The 20,369-nt window shown below is 68.5% G+C and carries 17 protein-coding genes and 1 pseudogene; 9 read left to right on the top strand and 9 right to left on the bottom strand.

Translation table 11 applies throughout. The features are described 5' to 3' along the window. The first annotated feature begins 213 nt into the window (after positions 1 to 213). Positions 214 to 882: a TetR/AcrR family transcriptional regulator gene (locus ACTWPT_RS48545; protein ID WP_443184339.1), complete on the top strand. Its 669-nt coding sequence runs from the start codon at positions 214 to 216 to the stop codon at positions 880 to 882. A 23-nt stretch (positions 883 to 905) separates the two neighbouring features. On the opposite strand, the gene ACTWPT_RS48540 is transcribed toward ACTWPT_RS48545, so the two are convergent. The 4 genes from ACTWPT_RS48540 to ACTWPT_RS48525 form a co-directional block, all read right to left on the bottom strand. Further along, positions 906 to 3,743, bottom strand: a complete 2,838-nt coding sequence (locus ACTWPT_RS48540) for a beta-L-arabinofuranosidase domain-containing protein (RefSeq protein ID WP_443184338.1) — start codon at positions 3,741 to 3,743, stop codon at positions 906 to 908. 335 nt (positions 3,744 to 4,078) lie between these two features. Next, positions 4,079 to 4,693 carry a TetR/AcrR family transcriptional regulator gene (locus tag ACTWPT_RS48535; protein WP_443184337.1) on the bottom strand — a complete coding sequence of 205 codons (615 nt, stop codon included), beginning with the start codon at positions 4,691 to 4,693 and terminating at the stop codon, positions 4,079 to 4,081. Between the two features lie 44 nt (positions 4,694 to 4,737). Further along, positions 4,738 to 5,574, bottom strand: a complete 837-nt coding sequence (locus ACTWPT_RS48530) for a class I SAM-dependent methyltransferase (RefSeq protein WP_443184336.1) — start codon at positions 5,572 to 5,574, stop codon at positions 4,738 to 4,740. Positions 5,575 to 5,709: 135 nt separating this feature from the next. Beyond that, the gene (locus tag ACTWPT_RS48525) at positions 5,710 to 6,144 is read right to left on the bottom strand and encodes a CBS domain-containing protein (protein WP_443184335.1); all 435 of its coding nucleotides are present in this window, start codon (positions 6,142 to 6,144) and stop codon (positions 5,710 to 5,712) included. A 472-nt stretch (positions 6,145 to 6,616) separates the two neighbouring features. Here ACTWPT_RS48525 and ACTWPT_RS48520 point away from each other — a divergent pair, with 472 nt between their 5' ends. The 3 genes from ACTWPT_RS48520 (at position 6,617) to ACTWPT_RS48510 (ending at position 9,600) form a co-directional block, all read left to right on the top strand. Beyond that, positions 6,617 to 7,477 (top strand): universal stress protein, encoded by an 861-nt coding sequence (locus ACTWPT_RS48520; RefSeq protein ID WP_443184334.1) that lies wholly within the window; start codon positions 6,617 to 6,619, stop codon positions 7,475 to 7,477. 206 nt (positions 7,478 to 7,683) lie between these two features. After that, positions 7,684 to 8,523 (top strand): universal stress protein, encoded by an 840-nt coding sequence (locus ACTWPT_RS48515; RefSeq protein WP_443184333.1) that lies wholly within the window; start codon positions 7,684 to 7,686, stop codon positions 8,521 to 8,523. A 213-nt stretch (positions 8,524 to 8,736) separates the two neighbouring features. Continuing rightward, positions 8,737 to 9,600, top strand: a complete 864-nt coding sequence (locus tag ACTWPT_RS48510) for a universal stress protein (RefSeq protein WP_443184332.1) — start codon at positions 8,737 to 8,739, stop codon at positions 9,598 to 9,600. 86 nt (positions 9,601 to 9,686) lie between these two features. On the opposite strand, the gene ACTWPT_RS48505 is transcribed toward ACTWPT_RS48510, so the two are convergent. The 3 genes from ACTWPT_RS48505 to ACTWPT_RS48495 all read right to left on the bottom strand — a co-directional run bounded on the left by ACTWPT_RS48505 (position 9,687) and on the right by ACTWPT_RS48495 (position 13,510). Beyond that, complete coding sequence (locus tag ACTWPT_RS48505) at positions 9,687 to 10,709, bottom strand: substrate-binding domain-containing protein (protein ID WP_443184331.1); 1,023 nt, start codon at positions 10,707 to 10,709, stop codon at positions 9,687 to 9,689. Positions 10,710 to 10,969: 260 nt separating this feature from the next. After that, entirely contained in the window at positions 10,970 to 12,028 is a 1,059-nt protein-coding gene (locus tag ACTWPT_RS48500; protein WP_443184330.1) for an ABC transporter permease, read from the bottom strand. A gap of 81 nt (positions 12,029 to 12,109) precedes the next feature. After that, positions 12,110 to 13,510: a glycoside hydrolase family 125 protein gene (locus tag ACTWPT_RS48495; protein ID WP_443184329.1), complete on the bottom strand. Its 1,401-nt coding sequence runs from the start codon at positions 13,508 to 13,510 to the stop codon at positions 12,110 to 12,112. Positions 13,511 to 13,695: 185 nt separating this feature from the next. Between ACTWPT_RS48495 and ACTWPT_RS48490 the strand changes: the two genes are divergently transcribed. Together ACTWPT_RS48490 and ACTWPT_RS48485 are read left to right on the top strand one after the other, a co-directional pair. Beyond that, positions 13,696 to 14,607 (top strand): ATP-binding cassette domain-containing protein, encoded by a 912-nt coding sequence (locus ACTWPT_RS48490; protein WP_443184328.1) that lies wholly within the window; start codon positions 13,696 to 13,698, stop codon positions 14,605 to 14,607. A gap of 64 nt (positions 14,608 to 14,671) precedes the next feature. After that, positions 14,672 to 15,730 carry a LacI family DNA-binding transcriptional regulator gene (locus ACTWPT_RS48485; RefSeq protein WP_443184327.1) on the top strand — a complete coding sequence of 353 codons (1,059 nt, stop codon included), beginning with the start codon at positions 14,672 to 14,674 and terminating at the stop codon, positions 15,728 to 15,730. Between the two features lie 130 nt (positions 15,731 to 15,860). Here the strand turns inward: ACTWPT_RS48485 and ACTWPT_RS48480 are convergent, their stop codons facing one another. Continuing rightward, entirely contained in the window at positions 15,861 to 16,400 is a 540-nt protein-coding gene (locus ACTWPT_RS48480) for a 2'-5' RNA ligase family protein (protein WP_443184326.1), read from the bottom strand. 141 nt (positions 16,401 to 16,541) lie between these two features. Between ACTWPT_RS48480 and ACTWPT_RS48475 the strand changes: the two genes are divergently transcribed. Both ACTWPT_RS48475 and ACTWPT_RS48470 read left to right on the top strand, forming a co-directional pair. Beyond that, positions 16,542 to 17,396 (top strand): SMP-30/gluconolactonase/LRE family protein, encoded by an 855-nt coding sequence (locus ACTWPT_RS48475; protein ID WP_443184325.1) that lies wholly within the window; start codon positions 16,542 to 16,544, stop codon positions 17,394 to 17,396. Between the two features lie 134 nt (positions 17,397 to 17,530). Further along, a complete protein-coding gene (locus ACTWPT_RS48470; protein ID WP_443184324.1) occupies positions 17,531 to 18,373 on the top strand; it encodes a universal stress protein in 843 nt (280 codons plus the stop codon). Positions 18,374 to 18,719: 346 nt separating this feature from the next. On the opposite strand, the gene ACTWPT_RS48465 is transcribed toward ACTWPT_RS48470, so the two are convergent. Next, positions 18,720 to 19,904 (bottom strand): Kelch repeat-containing protein, encoded by a 1,185-nt coding sequence (locus ACTWPT_RS48465; protein ID WP_443184323.1) that lies wholly within the window; start codon positions 19,902 to 19,904, stop codon positions 18,720 to 18,722. A 264-nt stretch (positions 19,905 to 20,168) separates the two neighbouring features. Between ACTWPT_RS48465 and ACTWPT_RS48460 the strand changes: the two are divergent. Further along, positions 20,169 to 20,369, top strand: a pseudogene (locus tag ACTWPT_RS48460) (aminopeptidase); the annotation flags it as partial.

Below are 20,369 nucleotides of genomic sequence, written 5' to 3'. Positions count from 1 at the left end.
GAGCTCGGCGGCAGGTGCCGCCCGCTGCACCGCCGGCATCCCGGCGTTGTGACGTAGGGCACAGCGTAATCATGTTTTGACAGTCGTCAAGACTTTCTTGGACAGTCGTCAAAGGACTCTTGTACGCTCGTCAAGATCTCGGCTCCGGCGGGCGTTAGACTGGAGCGCGCTCGCGGAGTGCGGGCGCAGGCAGGGCCGAGGGGAAGGCTCACGGTGGCGCAGGTCGCGAACAAAGGGGTCACGGGCAGGCAGGGCTCCGAGAGCGCGGGAGAGCGGATCGCGCGGCGGCAGGTGGACAAGTTCGCCGAGCGGCGCGCGCAGCTCGCGGCCTCGGCGCTGCGCACTCTGGCCGAGCTCGGCTACGCCCGCACGAGCCTGCGCGAGATCGCGCAGAACTCCGAGTTCTCCCACGGCGTGCTGCACTACTACTTCCGTGACAAGGTCGATCTGATCACCTACTGCGTGCGGCAGTACAAGGCGGAGTGCGTGACCCGCTACGACCAGACGGTCACCACCGCCGACACCGCCGAGGAGCTCCGGCACGGCTTCGCCGACGTCCTGGCCACGACGCTGCGCGAGGACGCGGCGATGCACCGGCTCTGGTACGACCTGCGCAATCAGAGCCTGTTCGAGGAGTCGTTCCGGGCCGACGTGCTGGAGATCGACCAGAGCCTGGAGCGGATGATCTGGCGGATCGTCAGCCGGTTCGCCGAGCTGGCAGACGCACCCCTGACCGTGGGACCCGGGGTGGCGTACGCGATCTTCGACGGGTTGTTCCAGCAGGGGCTGCTCCGGCAGCTCGCGGGGCAGGAGGCAGCGGCTGACGAACTGCGGGCGCATGTCGAGGTCGTGCTCGACGAGCTGCTGGTCCGCGGCTCCTGACCGAAACCCGTACGGTTACGGCCCTACCTGCGGAGCCTGGCCCTGGCGGCCGCGGACACCACCGCGTTCTTCTCGGCGGAGGTCATCAGCCCGGCACCGATCCAGTCGTCCGCAGTGCGGGCCACTGCGGACACGAAGCCGCCTTGGTTGTCGAAGGGCGCCTTGGCCCAGACTGCGTCCAGGAACGTCACCGAATCCGCCCGCGCGTAGTTCGGCACACCGGAGTCCACCTTCCCGAAGACGATCTTTGGCTCGACGCGGTGGAAGTAGGCGTGGTAACGATCGGTGTCGCCGATGTAGAAAGGCACCAGCGGCAGGCCATGTGTGGTGAAGGTCATCGGCGAGGTGGACGTCATGGTCTGCGCGAGATCACCGGACAACGTGAAGTCCTTGTAGAAGGAGAATTCGCGGAAGGTGGTCTCGTTGCTCTTGGCGACCATCGGGACGGGGCCGTACGCGATGCTCTGGGTGGTCGGGATGTCCAGCGCCTTCTCCACCCGCAGGGAGAACGGCATCGAAATCCTGATCTTGTCGCCGCGCCGCCAGTCCCGGTTGAGCGTCACGTATTCGCCGGGTTTGGCGTTGACATTCTGGTCGGCCCCGTTGACCCGCACCGTGAAGCCCTTCTCCACCCAGTAGGGCACGCGTAGCTTCACGGCCAGCCGGCCGGTGCCCTCCACGGTGAGCGTCGTCACCCCCGCAGGGTCGGCCGGATAGTTCGTGGCCTGCTTGATCGTGAAGCCCTTCTCCGGCCAGTGCAGCTCGGAGGCCAGGTAGAGGTTCACGTAGAGCGTCGAGCCGTCCGCCGACCGGAAGTAGATCGAATCCTGGAACTTGGCGTGGCTTTCCAGCCCGGTGCCACCGCAGCAGGTGCCGAGGTTGCCGTAACTCCGGGAGGCGCCCGGCCGCATGGGGATGAAGTAGGTCAGCAGCGGATTCGTGGTGCTGTCGATGTTCCGGCGCGAGGCGAGGATCTGGCCGTAGAGGGCCCGCTCGTAATATTGCATGTACTTCGGGTTCGCCGTGTGGAAGAACAGGCCCCTGCTCAGCTTCAGCATGTTGTAGACAGGACAGGTCTCGGCATTGTTCGTGCCCAAGGTGCCGACGATGACGTCGCGCGCGCCGAAGAGTTCGCCGTTGTCCGTCGGTCCGGCCGTGCCACCGTCGGTGAAGGTGCGATGGGGTACGACCATGTCCCAGAAGTTCACGGCGGCGTCGAAGTAGCGGCGTTCCTGGTTGCGCTCGAACATGGTCAGGTAGCCGATGAACTGGGGGATGTGCTGGTTGGCGTGCTTCCTGTTCAGCGTGTCCTCGTTGTTGACGGTGGCCGTGAGGAGCGCGGTGCTGTCGAAGCACTTGGCCGTCGTCAGATATTCCTCCTTGCCGCTGAGGGCGTACAGATCGGCCATCACGGCGTTCATGGCGTTGTACTCTCCCGCGATGTAGAGGCTCCACATGCGGTCGAGTTGCTCCCGAGGAAGATGGCCCAGCCGGCTGTGCACCCAGTCGCCCATCTTCATCACGATGTCGAGCGCCTGCTCGTTGCCCGCGTACTGGTAGGCGTCGAGCAGCCCACGCATGATCATGTGGCAGGTGTAGTAGGGCGCCCAGATCGTCGGATAGGTGGTGTACCGCTCCAGCAGGATGAACTGCGTCTCGGGGTAGGCGGCCAGGAAGCCGGGATGGCTCGGGCCGGGATGCCCGGTGGACTCGGAGATCAGCCGGGCGTCCTTCCCCTTACCCGAGGAGTCGACCGCGCTCTCGCCGCTCTCCTCATCGAAGCGGTACCACGCGACGTTGCCGCCGCCCAGCCCGCCGTCCGCGCTGGTCGTCAGGGCCGTGATCTCGGCCTCGGTCAGCGCGCGGTCGTAGATCTGGAACTCGTCCACCGAGGCCTTCAGGTACGCGTCGCCATACTGCGACTTCCCGATCCAGTTGTTGCCGGTCGGGCCGAGGCTGGACGGCTTGAGGGTCATGGCGGTGTTCGTGCCGACCGGCGTGCCGTTCACATAGAGGATCCCGGTGCCTCCCGACAGGGTGACCGCCACGTGCGTCCACTGGCCGGTGGGTAACTGGCCGTTGCCGTTGACGCGCTGCTCGCCGCTGCCGCCGCTGGTGGTGATGGCGAATCTCGGCGCGGAGCCCGTGCTCACGGCCAGGAACATGTTGCGGCTCGTGCCGGTGCCGAAATCGAAGATCCGGGACCAATTGGTGATCGCGGCCGGGTTCAGCCACACGGCGATGGTGAAGTCGTCGAGGCCGCTCACGACGTCGGCGGGCAGCGACACGTACTGGGGACCGTCAAGTTTCGCCGCCTTGCCGAATTTTCCCGCCACCCTGGCGACCGGGGTCGGAGGAGGCGCGGGCTGCCCGACCCTGGCAGCCAGCGCGTCCTGGCACTCGCCGAGCGCCTTGACCATGCAGTCGACCTTGTCCTTGTAGAACGTGTCGCCGGAGCCCGCGTAGGCCAGGGCCAGTGCGCTGAGGAAGTGCCCGCTGTAGTGGCCGCGTAGATTGCCCGTAGCGTCGTCCCAGCTGCCGGGCGGCTGGGCGCCCAGCGTGTCCAACCCGGCGTTGGCCCGGAAGTTGGCCAGCATCCGGTCAGCGGGATAGGCCCTCAGGAAGTTCAGTATCCGGTCACGGTTGACGCTGAACAGGCTCTCGCCCAAGGTGACCTGGCTGTTGGCGAACGGCTTCACGATCCACGCGCCGGGCACCGGCGGGTCGTGTTGCGGCGGTGGGGCCAGCGCCGTACGAGCTGCCTGGGCGGTACCGGACGGGACCAAGGCGAGTGCGGACGGGGTGGCGGCCGCCAGCACCGCCAACCGCAGCGCCTCGCGCCTGGGCATCATGTTCGACATCTCACTGTCCTGTCGCGCTAGGGTGCGCCGGATGGTAGCGCTAACATTCCGGAGCCGAGCACCCCGGCGATGTGTACTCGGTCATATTTCGGGAGTGTTAACGATCTCGTTGCAGCCGTCAAGGTGCGGGGCCGCCTCGTTCTGCGCAGTGTGGATGCCGCCCCCGGGTCAGCGACGGCCTCTACCCGGTCAGCGCACACGTGCTGGGCATCGGGCATCGCACCAGGCGTCTCTGAACCAACGCGAGTGCGCTCAACTGAGGTTGAGTGCCGCCATCCAAGATCAGTAGGACGCGCTGTCGGTGGCAGATGAGGATGCTGTCGGCATCTGGTGTCTCATTGCCCGATTCCGGTGAGCACGGTGGTGACGATGGATTCGACGGAAGGTAGCGCCGCGGCTGTCCCGTGGTGCTGGAACAACGCGGGCAGCACTGTCTCGTGGCAGACGCCCACGATCATCGCCGCGGCGGCGTCGAGCTGGGCGTCCGCAGCGAGCCGGCCCAGGTCTCGTTCAGCGTGCAGGTATCGGGCCAGTCGATCGCGCCAGTCCTCGCCGTGCCCTCCCAGCTCCGCCAGCTTGGTGAGGACCGTGGGCTGGGTGAGCAACCCGGCGAAGGCGGGCAGGATCGCCCGGTGCAGCGCCAGGCCGTAGGCGAGGTAGGCGCGCAAATTGGCTTCGACGGTGCCGGTACCGGGTTCGGGGAGTTCACCCAGCTCTCGTTCGACGGTGCGGACATGCGCGCGTATGGCGTTGGCCAGCAACTCCTCCTTATCGGCGAAGTGGTTGTAGAGGACACCGTCGGCGACACCCGCCTGGCGAGCGATCGCGCGCACGGTGAGTCCCGCCGTACCCCGCGCGGAGATCATGCGTTCGGTGATGGCGATCAGATGCTCACGCAGGCTTCGCCCATCGCCACTGTCACGTAGCACCGCCGCTTTTCTGGGTGACATCCGGCCTCATGGTGGTCAGTCGAACACAACAGATCATGAGAACGTTACGGGACGACAGCGGTGACCAGCCACGCCGTGCCGCGCAGCCGGACGGCGCCGGGCTGGGCAAAAAGGCCCAGCGCGGCGGTGAGCGCGTCCCGAGCGCGCGCCGCGGCCTCGGGGCCGGCGAGCGTCATGTGGTGCCTGACCGGACCCCAACCGGTGAGGAACTCGGCCGCGTCGGCGACATCCCGGCCCCAGATCTGGTCCGCTTCGACGTATGTGCAGGTGACGTCCTGGAATCCGGCATCGGCCAGCACGCGGTGGATGCGCGCGGGATCAGCCAACGACGTGGGTCCGCTGCCGTCCGCGCCGGTGGGACGCGGCAGGTACGGGTCCGTCGCGCCGACCACGGTGCCCAGGTCGGTGCCGGCGAGTTCGGTCAGGCACACGAACGCGAGCCGACCTGCCGGGCGCAGCGCGCGGCGGATGTTGGCGAAGGCGGCGACGGGGTCGGCGAAGAACATCACCCCGAACCGGCTGAGCGCGACGTCGAAGGCGCCCTCCTGGAACGGGTGAACCTGCACGTCACCCTGCTCGAAGGACACATTGGGAACATGCTCGGCCGCCGCGCGGGCGCGCGCCTTGGCGAGCATGGGACCTGACAGGTCGACACCGGATGCATACCCGCGCGGGGCCTGACCGGCCGCCAACCGGGTCAGCTGGCCGTTCCCACAGCCGACGTCGAGTACCCGATCGCGTTCGCCGATCCCGGCCGCCTCCAGTAAGAACCTGTTGAATCCGCTGTTCACCGCGTCATAGCGGTCATCGTGGGCGGCCCAATGCTCGCCCTCATAGCCGTTCCATGCCTGCGCCTGCGCGGTGTTGACGATGCCTGCCACCGAAACCCCTCCCCATCATCGACATGAACGACTGTTCATGAATGTGTGTTCATAATGGCTCGTCAGAGAGCACACGTCAACCCGGCGCGACGTTCCAAAGGCGAGGTAAACGACCACGTCCACGGGGCGCGTGTGTCAGTCGAGCGCATAAACGCGGTGAACGAACTCTGCGAGTTTGCTGTCGGGCAACTCTTTGGCGAGATCGGCCTCGCTGATGATGCCGGCGAGACGGTGCTTTTCGATCACGGGGAGGCGCTTGATGTGGTGCTGCTCCATCGCGAACAGTGCCTCCTCGATGCTGGCATCGGCGTCCACCCATACCAGTCCACGAGCGAGTTCCCCAGCGGTCGTCCGGTCGATGTCCTTGCCGTGGGCACAGCACAGGACCACAATGTCACGGTCAGTGATGATTCCTTTAAGCCGGTCATCGTCTCCGCAGATGGGTAGTGCACCGACCCCGAGGTCGCACATCATCTGTGAGGCGACACGCAGGCTCTCGTGTTCGCCGATGCACTGAACTCCCTCATGCATCACGTCCCGGGCTTTCATCCCGGTTTCCTCTACCTTCATCGGTCGCCTCCTGAACGCGTCGATGAAGCACCCACCCCGGTCCTCCTACCCCGCGCCGGCCAAGCGTCGCCGACCTTGTCACCCGAAGTGCGTAAAGGTCGGGCCACCCGCCGCCACTGCTGCTCCCCCCGACCAGGGAGCCGTCTCCACAACGAGCGGGCCTCGTGCGCGTCCCAGCGGAGGCTGTCATCGGCGAGATGTGCACTCAATGAACACTCACACGGAGCTGTGGCTGCGTCAGCGGCATGCGGGCCAAGGCCGTCGCCGCTGCATGTGCGACATCGAGGGGCACCGCCGTAGCGGTGCAGCCATCACGTGGCGGTCATGACTGGGCCAGCAGATTCCCAAGCTCGTGAGGGGGCTGGCCTGGCTGCGCCTGCGCCACTCACGTTGCGCCTAGCCTGGCGTGAGACAGGCGGGCCTGGCGTGGGACGACCTCCCGCGCGCATCACCAACGTGCGAGGCGGCACCCATGACAAGGCCGATCATCGTCGGCGTGGACGGATCAGCGCCTTCGCTGCAGGCCGCGAACTGGGCCGGGCGGGAGGCCGCCATTCGCGACGCCCCGCTGCACATGCTGTACGCGGCGCCCCGGTGGACCCACGACGTACCGCTCGCGCACCAGCCGCGCAGCTGGGGAACAGGGGCGGAGGCTGCGGAAAGGGAGATGCTGGGCCATGCGGCCGTTCACGCCAGAGCAGGCAGGCCGCATCTGAGCGTTACCACCGACATCATCGCCGGCCGGGCAGCGGACGCGCTGGTCGCCGCGGCCGAAGAAGCGCAGCTCCTGGTCGTGGGAAACCGCGGTCGTGGCGGTTTCGCCGAGTTGCTCTTGGGCTCGGTCAGCCGTGACGTGGTGGCCAGAGCGCCGTGTCCGGTGGCCGTCATCCGGCAACCGCACGCCGGCGATCGCGGCGAGATCGTCGTGGGCGTCAGCGGAAAGTCCGGCCAGGACTTTCTGCTGGATTTCGCCATCCGCGAGGCGGCGCTGCGCCGCGCCACCTTGCGGGCCGTCCACGCCTGGGTGCATCCCGCCACGCGATGGCCGGGGGACATGGAGCCTCTCGTCTACGACGTCGACGAAGTGAACCAGGAGGAGGCCGTCCTGCTCGCGGAGGCCATCGCCGGCTGGCGGGAGAAGTTCCCGGACGTCACGCTCGTTCAGCACGTCGTCCACGAGCATCCGGCACGAGCGCTGATCGACGCCTCGGCCGAAGCGGACCTGGTCGTCATCGGGGCGCACAGTGGGGCTTCGGCCCGGGTCGGCATGGGCGGTATCGCTCATGCCGTGCTCCATCATTCACATGTGCCCGTCGTCGTGGTCCGGCCCTGACCGGCTCCGCCATGCGAGCCCTTCGCCCGGCCCAACTTGCCCGGGCGCGGGCGGGGGAGGATGGCTGATGGCCGTTTCCTGGAGGCGCTCGCCTGGCGCGATTTTCGTCGGCGTCCGGCCAAAGATCTGGCCAGCAAATGTGCAAGCTTCAAGATCGGACAATTGTGTCCTGCCAGGCTGCGCTGCGATCTGCGGAGAGTGACCCTGTGAACGAGACATTGGGCGTGGTCATCGGCTATGACGGCTCCGACCACGCGATGCAGGCTCTGGACTGGGCGATGGACGAGGCCGAGCTCCGAAAGCTGCCGCTCACCATGTGCCACGCGTGGCAGTGGCCGTACGACGACGGGGATCAGGCGGCCCGTGACTCGTTGCGCCGCGCGGCCGAGCACGTGCTGTGGCACGGCGCCGATTGCGCACGAGCCAGTTCCACTGGGCTGCACGTACGAACCGACCTGTACGAGGGCTCGACGACCACGCGCTTGGAGGAACTGTCGGCCGATGCCGGACTGCTCGTGGTCGGCTCCCGCGGACTGCGCGCGATGGCCCGGGCGATCATCGGGTCCGTGGCGGCGCATACGGCGGCCCACGCGCAGTGCCCGGTCATCGTCGTCCGCGGTCGGGGTGCTTTGCCACGAAGGTCCCACCCGGGGCCGATCGTGGCGGGTCTGGCGAACGACGACAAGGCTGATGCGGTGCTCGGATTCGCCTTTACGGAAGCGGCCATGCGCGGCCTTCCGCTGACCGTCGTGCACGCCTGGCACCAGCCTCCGGCGGCCTGGGGAGGCATGGCGCAGCCAGCCATGGATCCGCTGGCCGTGCACAACGCTGCCGAGAAGTGGCTGACCCAAGTCCTCGTGCCGTGGCGGGAGAAGCACCCGAAGGTCGCCATCGAGGTGCGTACGCCGCAGTCACGAGCAGGCGAGGCGCTCGCCGCCGTCCCCGACGCGACCCTGGTGGTCGTCGGGAGCCCGCACGGACGGTTCGGCTCCGTGACGGCAGCCCTGCTGAGACATGCACCCTGCCCGGTTGCGATCGTCCGCTAGGGAGCCGTTCTCGGTTCCCCCGACCATGAGCGCCATCCACGTACACCCTTGACCGCCGTTGCCCTATCGGAGCGAAGTATGCGATCAGCGGCTCGTCATCATTAGGGCTGGAAACGCCAGGGGACCACCAAGATTTCATCACCCATGGTCTCGTCTCGTAGGCCGGGGAAAAGCCCATGCGACTAGAAGGGAGAACCCTTCTACCGGGGAGGCATGATGGGACGGCCCATACTGGTCGGCTACGACGAGTCACCCGCGAGCACACTGGCGTTGCGCTGGGCGGTCGAGGAGGCGCGCCTACGTGAGTCCTCTGTTCTGGTCTGTCATGCCTGGCACTGGCCGTATCAGCTGCGGCCTGTGGAGCAGGAGGTCCTGGCACAGATCCGGCAGGTTGCCGCCCATGTGGTGGAGGAGGGTGTACGCCGTGCTCAGAGCCTGGCCCCCGACGTGGACGTCCGGCCGCGATTGGCGAGGGGGACGGCCTCAACGGTGCTGCTGCAGGCCGAACGCGAGGCTGAGCTGACAGTGCTCGGCTCGCGGGGGCAAGGTGGTTTCGAAGACCTGCAGGTGGGATCGGCCGCCGTGCAGGTGCCCGCGCACAGTGCCGGGCCGGTCATCGTCGTCCGGCCTGACGCGATGCCGGCTGGTGACGGAGCGCGGATCGTGGTCGGTGTGGATGGTTCGCCCGCCAGCCTGGCGGCGCTCGGTTTCGCTTTGGAGGAGGCCGCGCTCCGCGGCGACGCCGTGACAGCCATCTGCTGTTGGCGAGACTACGGGCCACCGGCCGGGCCGGACTGGCAGCCATTCGTCGACTCCCGGGCGATCCGAAAGGGAGCGGAGATTCGTTTCCACGAAGTGACGTCCCATCTGACCTCCCGACACCCCAGGGTTTCTGTCACTACAGAATTCGTGGCCGAGCGACCACAGCGGGCACTGATCGACGCGACGAAGGACGCGACGCTGCTCGTGCTCGGCAATCGGGGAACCGATGCACCCCCTGGTCTCCTGCTGGGACCGGTCACTCAGACCGCGCTGGCCGAAGCCCGATGCCCGGTGGCGGTGACCCCGCCGCCCTGAAATATCGGGCGGTGGCTGGAGCCGGAACGGCCGGAAACCCGTGCGAGGGGTTTCCGGCCGTTGTGACGCCGGTGGTGAAGCCGATGTCAGTTGCAGGTGGTGGTGTAGAGGTACTTCGCCACCTCGGGGTCGTCGACGTTCTCCTTGGTGATGACGGTGGAGTCGGTGCCGATCTGCTTCTGCACCTGCTCGCCGCGCGCCGCCGCGGCGGCCTGGGCGACGCCGTCGGCGCCGATCTGCGCCGGCTGCTGAGCGACCAGGGCCTGGACCACGTCGTCGCGCAGTTGCTCGACCTGTGCGGGTCCCGCGTCGAAACCGACCAGCTTGATCTTGCCGGCCTTGCCCGCCGCCTTCACCGCGTTATTGGCGCCCTGGCTCTGGTCCGTGCTGAGCGCGAAGATGCCGGCCAGGTCGGGATGGGCCGCGAGCTGGGCGGAGACCAGCTGGGAGATCTTCGCGACACCGTTGGAGGTGAACACGTTGCCAAGATATTTGATGTTGGGATACTTCTTGAGCCCCTCCTCGAAGCCCTTCTGACGAGCCTCGGCCGTCGTCACCCCGGGCTGGCCGCCGACCAGGAGGACGCTACCCTTCTCGCCGATGAGCTTCGCCAGCGCGTCGGCGGCGACCTGGCCGCCCTTGACGTTGTCGCTGGCGATCGCTGAGGAGACGAAGCTGGTGTCGGACAGGGTGGTGTCCACCAGCACCACCTTGATACCGGCCTCGGTCGCCTGCTTCAACGGCTGGACCAGGGCCTCGGAGTCGTTGGGAGCGATGAACATCGCGTCCGGCCGGGCGGCGATGACCGAGTTGACCATCGGGATCTGCAGGCTCACATCCCAGTTCTTGGCGCCCTGGATGTTCAGGTCCACGTTGTGCTGCGCCGCCGCCTCCTTGGCGCCGCAAGCCATGGTCTCGTAGAAGGGGTCACCTGCCACCCCTTCGATGAAGGTCACTTTGACCTTCTTGGCGCCCGCCTCGGTGGACGCGGCCGATGCGCCGGCATTCGAAGCGGTGTCCGTGCCGCTGGAAGCGGAGGAACCGCAGGCGGCGAGCGTGGTCACGAGACCGGCGACGACGGCCAGCCATGCCATGGGTGTTCTCTGCATCGTCGACTCTCCTGATTGATGCGGCCGCACACGGTCGGTGTGTGCAGGCGATGGCGTGAAACGTGCGTCGTCGGCGGAGGAAGCCTCGTGGGCGGCGCAGGGCGTGAGGAGATGCGCGGGGGGTGAGCGGGATGGATCCTGTGACGGTCCATGAGGATCCTGTGGAGGTCCCGTGGTCCTGCGGAGGCTTGCGGAGGCCTGCGGGGATGAGTCCCGTGGGGGACGCGTCGTGGTGCGGGCAAGCGTGCGCGGAGACCGCGCTATGTTCCTGCATCGCGCCGCCGGCGGCGCTGGTCGACCATCACGACCGCGACCAGGGCGGCCCCGAGCGCTACCTGCTGCCAGAAGGGCTCGAAGCCGAGGATGACGAAGCCGTCCGTGAGCACCGAGGGGATCATGACGCCGACGACGGTGCCGAGTACGGTGCCGATGCCGCCGCTCAGGCTCGTGCCCCCGATGACGACCGCCAGGATCGCCTGCAGCATGTCGGTCTGGTGGCCGTTGAGCGTCGTTGTCTGGAACCGGGCCAGGCTCACGAACCCGGACAGCCCGGCCAGCGCGCCGGAGAGCACGTAAACCTTGACGATGTGGCGGTTGACGTTGACCGCCGCCCGGCGAACCGCCTCCTCGTTGGATCCGATCGCGGACGTGTAGCGGCCGAACCGGGTCTGCGACATCACGAAGGCCCCGGCGGCGGCGACCGCCAGAGCCACCAGCACCGTGTACGGCACCCCGAGGAAGTCGCCGAAGCCGAGTGTGTCGGCCAGCGTGCGCGGCACCCCGTGCATGTCCTGCCCACCGGCCAGGAGATACGCGAGACCGGTGGCGGCGGCGAAGCTGCCGAGCGTCGTGATCAGCGGAGAGACGCCGCCGCGGGTGGTGACCAGCCCATTGACCAGCCCCCATGCCAACCCGGAGAGCAGCGCGGTGGCGAGTCCGGCCAGCAGGACGAGTGGCCCGTCGCCGCCGATCGCGAGCATCACCTTGAGGCTGACGACGCCGGAGAACACGAGCACCGAGCCGACCGAGAGGTCGATGCCCGCGATCGTGATGACGAAGGTCATCCCGACCGCTATGAGCAGATAGCTAGAGGCGTCGACGGCGATGCTTTTGGCGTTGAACCAGGACACGAACTGTTCCGGGCGCATCACCGAGAAGATCATGATCAGGGCCAGCAGAACGAGCACCGACCAGCTGCGTTGCGTCCGGTGCAGGTTACGGAGCCGGCCGGACACCCGCGATCCCGGCCGGGCGTCGTCGACGGTGGCAACCGGGCGTGCGGCGTCGGCGTTCGTCGGCGCTGTCTCAAGGTCTGACATCGCTCACCTCTATGGGGTGCGCCTATGGTGACAACGTTGTCACATCGGATGAGGCACGGTAACCCTAGTCGCCGCTGGCCGTCAACGCCGGTGGCCCAATTGTTGCCGACCGAGGACCACCGGCGAATCCGCTCCCCGTACGGCGTCGGCCACCTCGGCCGGTACAGGAGGGATCGGACGCGGGACCGGAAGCCCCGCCAGGGAGAGCGACAGTTCGGCGAACAGGGAATTCGCCCAGGCGAACCACGGCCGGGTGAAGGTGGCCGGGTCGTCGGCGTGGAAGCTCTCGTGCATCAGCCCAGTGCCGGCATCTGTGGCCAGGAGCACACGGTACGCGTCCGCCGACTCCTGCCGCGACCCGGCGGTGAGGGCCTGTACGCACAACGCCATCGGCCAGACGTGCCGCACGGGTGTGTGCGGGCTGCCGACGCCTTCCGCCGCCCGGCCCCCGTAGTAGTGCGGGTTCCGCTCGCTCAGCACGAACTCGCGGGTCCGCCGATAGAGCGGATCGTCGCGGTCGCACCAGCCAAGATAGGGCAGGGACAGCAGGCTGGGCACGTTGGCGTCGTCCATCAGGTTCACGCTGCCGAGGCCGTCCACCTCGTACGCGTAGACGGGGCCGGCGTCGATCTGCGCCACCCCGTGGCGGGCGATGCCGCCCGCGATCTCGACGGCCAGCTCCAGCGCTGGGGTGCGGAGCGCCGGCTCCAGCAGTCCCTCGTCGCACATCCGTACGACGCCGTTGAGCGCGACCACGGCCGCCGCATTGGCCGGGATCAGGTAGCCGTACTCGCACCGGTCGTCGCTGGGCCGGAATCCCGACCAGGTCATCCCTGTGCGGCCGACCGGCGACCCGAGACCGCCGCGGTCCAGCGTGTCGCCCTGGAACGGGCCGGCCACGCGCTCGAACCGGTACGGCGAGGCCCGCTCATGGTCCTGCTCGACCCGCCAGACCCGCAGGACCAGGTGGGCCGCCGCCGCGAAGTCGCCGTCCAGATGCGCCGCCGATCCACTGGCCGCCCACAGCTCGTAGCCGAACGACAGCAACGAGCACAGCGAATCCACCTCGTACTTGCGCTCCCACACCTCCGGGGGCGGGGCCGGCCGGTCGTGCTCGTCCGCGTGGCCGCCGGTGGGCCCGTCGTTCACCGCGTTGGCGTAGGGATCGGCCAGGACCGCGCGGGCCATCCGCCGGACGACCCCGGTCAGGACACGCAGCACGGCCGGGTCCGGCAGCCCGGTCAAGTACGGCCGGAGCTGGCCGACCGTGTCCCGGTGCCACATGGCCTGGATGTCGCCGGTGATGACGAAGGGCTCGGCCGGGTCCCCGCGCAGCGTGGTCGTCCAGGCGTTGGCGAAGCAGCGCCGGAACATCTCACCGGCACCGAATTCCGCCTCCAGCCGAGCCGCCGCCCGGGAGGACACGGAGGCCAGGCTCTCGGCGAGAACGGCCCAGTGCGCTGCGTGGACGTCAGCTGGCAAGAGAACGCACCCCTCGGCTGATAGGCGGAACCGGCTCTGCGTCATGGGTGGGCGGTGGGATATCCGCACCCCGGACCACTTTGCCGGCGCACGCTACCCTAGTACTGTCAGATGCGACAACGTTGTCACCCCCCACGATGGATCTCCGGCATCCCTTGGCCGGAACGGGATCCGAGGAGGCGCTGATGAGCAGCAGTCCTGACACCCCGCTCCTGCAGTTGTCCGGGATCGTCAAGCACTACGGGACGGTCCGGGCCCTCCAGGGCGCCTCGCTCACCGTGCGCCCGAACGAGGTCGTCGCACTGGTCGGAGACAACGGCGCGGGCAAGAGCACCATGATCAAGGTGATCTCCGGGGTGATCCAGCCGGACGAGGGCGAGATCCGCGTCGAAGGCCGGCCCGTCACGTTCTCCAGCCCGCTCGATCCGCGCCGCCATGGCATCGAGACCGTCTATCAGGACCTCGCGCTCGCCTCCGACCTCGATCCCGCCGCGAACCTCTTCCTCGGCCGCGAGATGATGCGCGGTGGGCTGCTCGGCAGGCTGGGCATGCTGGACAAACCGAAGATGCGGCGCCAGGCCGAAGAGGCGTTCGCCCGCCTCAGCGTCGGCCTGCAGGACACCCGCAGCACGGTCGGCACCATGTCCGGTGGTCAGCGGCAGGGGATCGCGGTGGCGCGAGCGGTGCTGTGGGCGAGCCGGCTGGTCCTGATGGACGAGCCGACGGCCGCCCTGGGCGTCGTCCAGACCGGCCGCGTCCGGGCATTGATCGAATCCGTGCGGGAGCAGGGCGTGTCCGTGGTGCTGGTGAGCCACAATCTCCCCTTTGTCTTCGAGGTGGCGGATCGGATCGAGGTGCTGCGGCTGGGGCGGCGCGTGGCCGCCTTCACGCGGGCGGAGGCCACGGCGGAACGCGTGCTCGGCGCCATGACCGGCGCGCTGGCCGAGGTGCCGCCAGACGATCCTGCCAAGGCCCCGGCCGGTACCGCGATCGGCGACCCGGCCGGTGCCGGCCCCGATACGATGATCGGTAACGGGCTCAACGCCAGGGCGGACGGCACCGGCGGCGTCGGCGAAAACCGCGGGATGGAGGCGTGACCGGCCCTGCCGACGTGCCCGCGGCCTTGTAGTGATCGACAAGCCGCAGGAAGGGGGACGGACCGTGACTCGGCCGACGATGAAGCAGGTGGCCGAACTCGCCGGGGTGGGCATGAAGACGGTGTCCCGGGTGGTGAACGGAGAGGGGCGGGTCAGCCGCGAGACGCGGTCGAAGGTGGAGGCGGCCATCGCCGCGACCGGCTATCGGCGCAACGAGGTGGCCCGGAGCATGCGCGGCATGCGATCCGGGCAGAGCACCGGAGACATCGGCCTGCTGCTCGGAGATCTCACCAACCCGTTCTTCGCGGCCGTCGCCTCGGCGGTGATCGGCGTGGCCCGGGCGCGCGGCTACGCCGTCGTGCTGGCCAGCGCGGACGAGGACCCGCAGGCGGAGCGCGCCGCCATCGACGGACTGCTGGGCCGCCAGGTGGCCGGGCTCCTCATCGTTCCCGGCGGACGGGACTACCGCTACCTGCAGCCGGAGATCGAGCGCGGCACACCGGTCGTCTTCGTGGACCGCCCCGGCGCCGGAGTGGAGGCCGACGAGGTCGTGCTGGACAACGCCGCCGGGGCGCGGATGGCCGTACGGCACCTCCTCTCGTACGGGCACTCCCGAATCGGTGCCATCGTCGCGCCGAGCCGCTGGACGACCACGCAGCGCCTACGCGGCTTCCGGGACGCCATGCGCGCCGAAGCCGGCTCGGTCGACTCGGCACTGATTCGGCGCCTGTCCACCGGTTCCGTCGCCGAGGCGGAACGGGCGGGCCGCGAACTGCTGGCGATGCCGAACCCCCCGACCGCCGTCTTCACCACCACCGGCTTCATGACCCAGGGCCTGCTGCGTGCGCTGGGGCCACGTCGCGACGTCGCAGTCACCGGCTTTGACGACTTCCCGCTGGCCGACATGCTTCCGGTCCCGCTGACCGTCGTCGCCGGGGATCCGGTCAGCCTGGGCACGGCCGCCGCGCAGACCTTGTTCGCCAGGATCGACGGGTGGAGCGGGCCACCGGCCCGCCGTGTCATCCGCCCCACGCTCGTGCCGCGTGGCAGCGGAGAAATCCGCCCACCTGCCTCATCGGTTCATTCCACCCTGCTGCCCTCCGGATCACCGGCACCCTCCTGATCACGCGAACGTCGCCGTCGCCGTCCACGCCTGACCACCGCCGGCGTGACGTTTACCGGGTCGAAGGAGGTGGGCGGTCAAGGTGACGAACGCCTCGGGGTGCGCGCTGACCGCGCCCTCGACCGGGAGATCATCCAAGCAGGGGGAACTCGGCGTGTTGGTGCCAGCGGGTGCCGTCGCTGACGAAGAGGCTGACCGATGAGATGTCGGCGGTGACGGGCAGTTCAGCGGCCAGGGCCGTCTCCGCATCGTCGTACACGTGAGGCAGCTGGCCATGCACGACGGTCAGATGCGGGATGACCTCGGCGAACTGGCCGCCATAGGGCGGTGCTTCGGGCCAGCGCGCCACGAGCGCCTCGGTCAGCGCGCGAAACGGCCGGTCGGGCGTCGGCGCGAGGTAGAGCACGTCAGGGAAACGCCGGCACCTGTCGAACCGGACGGTGAACGGGCTGTGCTCGCCGATCACTGTCCTGAGATCGTCGACCACCGCGGCGCCGATGCGATCGAAGTCCAGGAACGGGAACAGCACTGTCACGTGCGCGGGAATCCCGGCCGACGCGGAGGAGTCGTAGCGCCGCCGCCAGTGCTCGACCACTGGCTCGGCCTCCTTCACCGTGGCCAGCAAGGCCGTCTCACCTGCTCGGTACGCTCCTGAAGTGCCGTCTGACATGGGCGGATGATCTCGAATTTCGAGGCAGGTTCGCTACTTCTTTTCAAGCCGCGAATGTCGATCCGGCTCAGCGTCGTTCGTATAGGCGTTGAGAGGCCGGCCACATGCCGGCGAAAACTCTGTGGCATGGGAGGGTTCCGCATGACTGAACCACGCACGCTGGCGACCGGACTCGTCATCGGCGAGTCGCCGCGGTGGCACGACGGTCGTCTGTGGTTCGCGCACTGGGGTGCGCAGGAGATCCTGGCGGTCGATCTCGACGGCAAGACCGAGGTCGTCGGGCGGGGACGGCCCGGGCTCGGTTGGTCGATCGACTGGCTGCCCGACGGGCGGCTGCTCATGACCGGCGAGGAGCTCACCCGCCGCGAACCGGACGGGTCGATGGTCACCCACGCCGACCTGAGAGGGCTGGCAGACGGGTGGAACGAGATCGTCGTCGACGGCCGCGGCAACATCTACGTCAATGGCGGGTGCGACTTCCACCCCGGTGAGGGCATCGCGCCGGGGGTCATCGCTCTCGTCGCCCCCGATGGCTCGGTGCGCAAGGTCGCCGACGACATCGCCTTCCCCAACGGCATGGTGGTGACGCCCGACAACTCGACGCTGATCGTCGCCGAGTCGTTCGCGCGCAGGCTCACGGCTTTCGACATCGCCACCGACGGCACTCTGTCCCATCGCCGCGTGTGGGCCGATCGTCCGGGTGACGGAATCTGCATGGACGCCGAAGGCGCCATCTGGTGTTCGGCCATGGACGGCGACAAGCACAGCGTCGTACGCGTCCGCGAAGGCGGCGACATCCTGCAGCGGATCGAGCTCGACCTGCCCTGCTTCGCCTGCATGCTGGGAGGCGAAGACGGCAGAACGCTCTTCATGCTCGTTGCCGATTGGCGCGCGGACGAAGGCTTCGAGGACAACATTCGTCGCCTGACCACGGAACCGCGGACCGGCAAGCTGCTCTCTGCCTCCGCGCCCGCCCCGAATGCCGGCTGGCCGTAAGCATCCGGCGTACAGGATGCCGCCCCGAGCCCGCGGCGGACGGGGCCATTCGGCCCGCGAGCCGCTGACCTCCTACCCCGCGCCGACGCACGTGAGCACGGTGCGATAAGTCTGGGAACAGGAGGGAGAACATCATGATCATCGTAGGAGTGGACGGCTCGGCGCCCTCACAAGCCGCCGTCGAGTGGGCGGCCGGCGACGCCTTCCGCATGCGCCTGCCGCTGCGGATCGTGCACGCGGTGGACCGTTCTCCGTACCAGATCGGCAAATACCCCAACGTCGCCCTGCCGGATGTGCTGCTGGGCGAGGGGCAGAGGGTTCTGCGCGAGGCCGAGGCGCTCGCCCGCGAGTGCCAGCCCACAGTCGAGGTCGAGACGCAGAACGTCGAGGGCACGCCCGCCGTGGTCCTCCGCGACCAGGCCGAGGATGCCACCGAGGTGGTGGTGGGCAGCCGCGGGCTGGGCGGGTTCGCCGGCGCGCTGCTGGGATCGGTCAGCATGCACGTGGCCGGTCACGTGCACTGCCCGGTCGTGGTGGTACGGGGCGAGCCGCGGTCCGTGCACGGCGAGGTCGTGGCCGGGGCGGACGACTCGCCTGAATGCGAGCCCGCGCTGGCCTACGCCTTCGAACAGGCCAAGCTGCGCGGTGCGGCGCTGCGGGTGGTGCACGCCTGGCAGTTGCCGGTGCACGCGTTCGCGCCGGAGGCCGCGTACGACATGGACGAGGTCCGTGCGGCGCAGCAGCAGATCATCAGGAACCGGGTGGAAGCCTTGAGCAAGGACTACCCCGATGTACGTGTCGTCGAGGCGGCGGTGTCGGCGCATCCGGTGGACGCGCTCACCGAGGCCTCTGAGCAGGCGGATCTCCTGGTGGTGGGTTCGCACGGACGCGGGGCCCTGGGGTCGATGCTGCTGGGCTCGGTCAGCCGGGGCGTGCTGCATCACGCCCGCTGCCCGGTGGCAGTGGTCCGCGCATAGGATCTGCCTGGTCAGGGGCCTTGGTCACCCCTCATCCGGGGCATCCGGCTCCACGGCCGCAGCCAGCCCTGAACTCGAAGCCGAACTCGAAGAACTGGGCTACCTCTCGATCCCGCAACATCTGCTCTGGACGAGGTATGACGGAGTGAGCGGGCTCGCCTCTTACTACCCATCCGAGCACCCTCCGAGCTGGTGGATTCGATTCTTCGACTACCTATGATCCTGAAACTCGCCGAAAGCGGCACGATCAGGCTGGGCATCTGGCGGCGGTTCCACGCCTCCGCACTAACAGCCGCCAGTGGTGCATAGTCGACACAATTTCTGGGCGGCTGTCGATGGCCACCGCTCAAGAGCCGGACAGATCGGGGCGTAGGGCGACGCCGTCGTTCAGTGGTCGGAGAGGGCCGTCCGCGGTCGGACCGTAGCTGTGGTTGCCGCCCCACACGATGAGCTCCGTGCCGGTCCACACGGAGCTGGGGGATTCGCGAAGCGACCCGTCGTGGGCCGGGAGCCGAACCCAGCGATCCTGATCGGCGATGTAGGCCAGTCCGCCGGTCGGGTCGCCGTTCCAGAACGCGGCGGCCCTGCCGGTCCAGGTGAAGCTGCCGTTGTGGATGGCAGGGGCACGGGTGAGCATCGTCCAGGAGTCGGTGTCCGGGACGTAGGCGCCGATCGGCGCCAGGGGAGTGGGGAAGGGGTTCACCTCGCCACCGGTGATCATGTCGGGGCCGGTCGCGAGCAGGAGGATCCGGCGACCGTCCCACACCGGGGTTCCTGAGCCGCGTGCGACCGGCGCGGCCGGCAGCTTCCGCCAGCTGCCACGGGCGGGATCGTACGCGGCTGCGATCACCGCAGGCCGATCGTCGCCGAAGGCGCCGACGAAGGCCACCAACTCCTGGCCGGTCCAGACGACGGCGTGCTCGTAGAAGTCGGGCAGCGGTGCGGGCGGGATGGGCCGCCAGGAGCCTGTGGCCGGGTCATGAGCGGCGCCGTCCTTGGCGTGTGTCTCGGTGCTCTCACCCTGGCCCGCCCACACCACCATCTCGCGTCCGGTCCATGCCGCGGCGGCGCCCGTGCGAGCTCCTATGGGAGCTTCGGCAAGCGAGGTCCATCGGTTGGTCTGCGGATCGTAGGCGGCGCCGTCGCCGAAGAGCTGTTCGCGCTCGCCGATCGCCCTGCCGCCCCAGCACAGGACCGACTGTCCGGTCCAGGCGGCCGCCATGCCTTCGCGCCCGGACAGCGGCATGTCGGCGATGCGCCGCCAGCTGTCGCTCGCCGGGTCGTAGGCCGCGCCGTCCGTCACGGCTCGCACTTGTATGGCCTGATCCTCGCGGGTGAGGCCGGCCCAGACGAGCATCTCGGTCCCGGTCCAGAGGGCGCGATGCCCCACTCGTCCCTTGATCGGGGCGGGAGCGATGACTCGTGGAGACCGTACCGCGCGCTGGGCCCGGGTGGCGGGTGTCGTTCCACACCCCGCCGACAGGCCGGCGAGGAGCAGTCCCGCCAGGCAGTCACGTCTCGTGATCACCATCCGCAGCACCTCCTTACCCCTCAACGGGGACTCGGGCCGCGGGGTTCACCGAACTCATTGCCCTGCAGATGGGGCAATGAGTTCGGCACCCAGCTCGCGGCAGTCGCGTGGCGACGGCACGGCTCGCGCACGCCGCGCAGTGGAGTAAATGTCCTGATATTGCCGCATTGGTAGGTCTTCTCAGCGGCACGGCGCCGGGTTAGTTTCGCGTTCGGCGAGGCTCGGGGGACATTCCTCGCTTTTCTGTTCACAGGGAGTACCCGTATGCGCAGAATCGTGATCGCATTCATGACCGCGCTCGCCTTACCGTTGGCCATGGCGGCGCCGGCCAACGCCGGCGGCCTGGACGACGCGTTCGCCAAGCTGCTCGTCCAGCAGGTCAAGGGCACGAACGTGCACAAGCACCTCCAGGCCCTGCAGGACATCGCCACCGCCAACGGCGGCAACCGCGCGGCCGGCACCAGC

The sequence above is a fragment of the Nonomuraea sp. 3N208 genome (assembly GCF_052245935.1).
Lineage (GTDB): Bacteria > Actinomycetota > Actinomycetes > Streptosporangiales > Streptosporangiaceae > Nonomuraea.
This window is presented reverse-complemented; position numbering and strand designations above follow the sequence as displayed.

What these genes read in the sequence shown, in the direction of transcription:
- ACTWPT_RS48540 (WP_443184338.1), bottom strand. Translation starts at nt 3,743, where the DNA reads ATGTCGAACATGATGCCCAGGCGCGAGGCGCTGCGGTTGGCGGTGCTG.
- ACTWPT_RS48535 (WP_443184337.1), bottom strand. Translation starts at nt 4,693, where the DNA reads ATGTCACCCAGAAAAGCGGCGGTGCTACGTGACAGTGGCGATGGGCGA.
- ACTWPT_RS48525 (WP_443184335.1), bottom strand. Translation starts at nt 6,144, where the DNA reads ATGAAGGTAGAGGAAACCGGGATGAAAGCCCGGGACGTGATGCATGAG.
- ACTWPT_RS48520 (WP_443184334.1), top strand. Translation starts at nt 6,617, where the DNA reads ATGACAAGGCCGATCATCGTCGGCGTGGACGGATCAGCGCCTTCGCTG.
- ACTWPT_RS48510 (WP_443184332.1), top strand. Translation starts at nt 8,737, where the DNA reads ATGATGGGACGGCCCATACTGGTCGGCTACGACGAGTCACCCGCGAGC.
- ACTWPT_RS48505 (WP_443184331.1), bottom strand. Translation starts at nt 10,709, where the DNA reads ATGCAGAGAACACCCATGGCATGGCTGGCCGTCGTCGCCGGTCTCGTG.
- ACTWPT_RS48500 (WP_443184330.1), bottom strand. Translation starts at nt 12,028, where the DNA reads ATGTCAGACCTTGAGACAGCGCCGACGAACGCCGACGCCGCACGCCCG.
- ACTWPT_RS48490 (WP_443184328.1), top strand. Translation starts at nt 13,696, where the DNA reads ATGAGCAGCAGTCCTGACACCCCGCTCCTGCAGTTGTCCGGGATCGTC.
- ACTWPT_RS48480 (WP_443184326.1), bottom strand. Translation starts at nt 16,400, where the DNA reads ATGTCAGACGGCACTTCAGGAGCGTACCGAGCAGGTGAGACGGCCTTG.
- ACTWPT_RS48475 (WP_443184325.1), top strand. Translation starts at nt 16,542, where the DNA reads ATGACTGAACCACGCACGCTGGCGACCGGACTCGTCATCGGCGAGTCG.
- ACTWPT_RS48470 (WP_443184324.1), top strand. Translation starts at nt 17,531, where the DNA reads ATGATCATCGTAGGAGTGGACGGCTCGGCGCCCTCACAAGCCGCCGTC.
- ACTWPT_RS48465 (WP_443184323.1), bottom strand. Translation starts at nt 19,904, where the DNA reads ATGGTGATCACGAGACGTGACTGCCTGGCGGGACTGCTCCTCGCCGGC.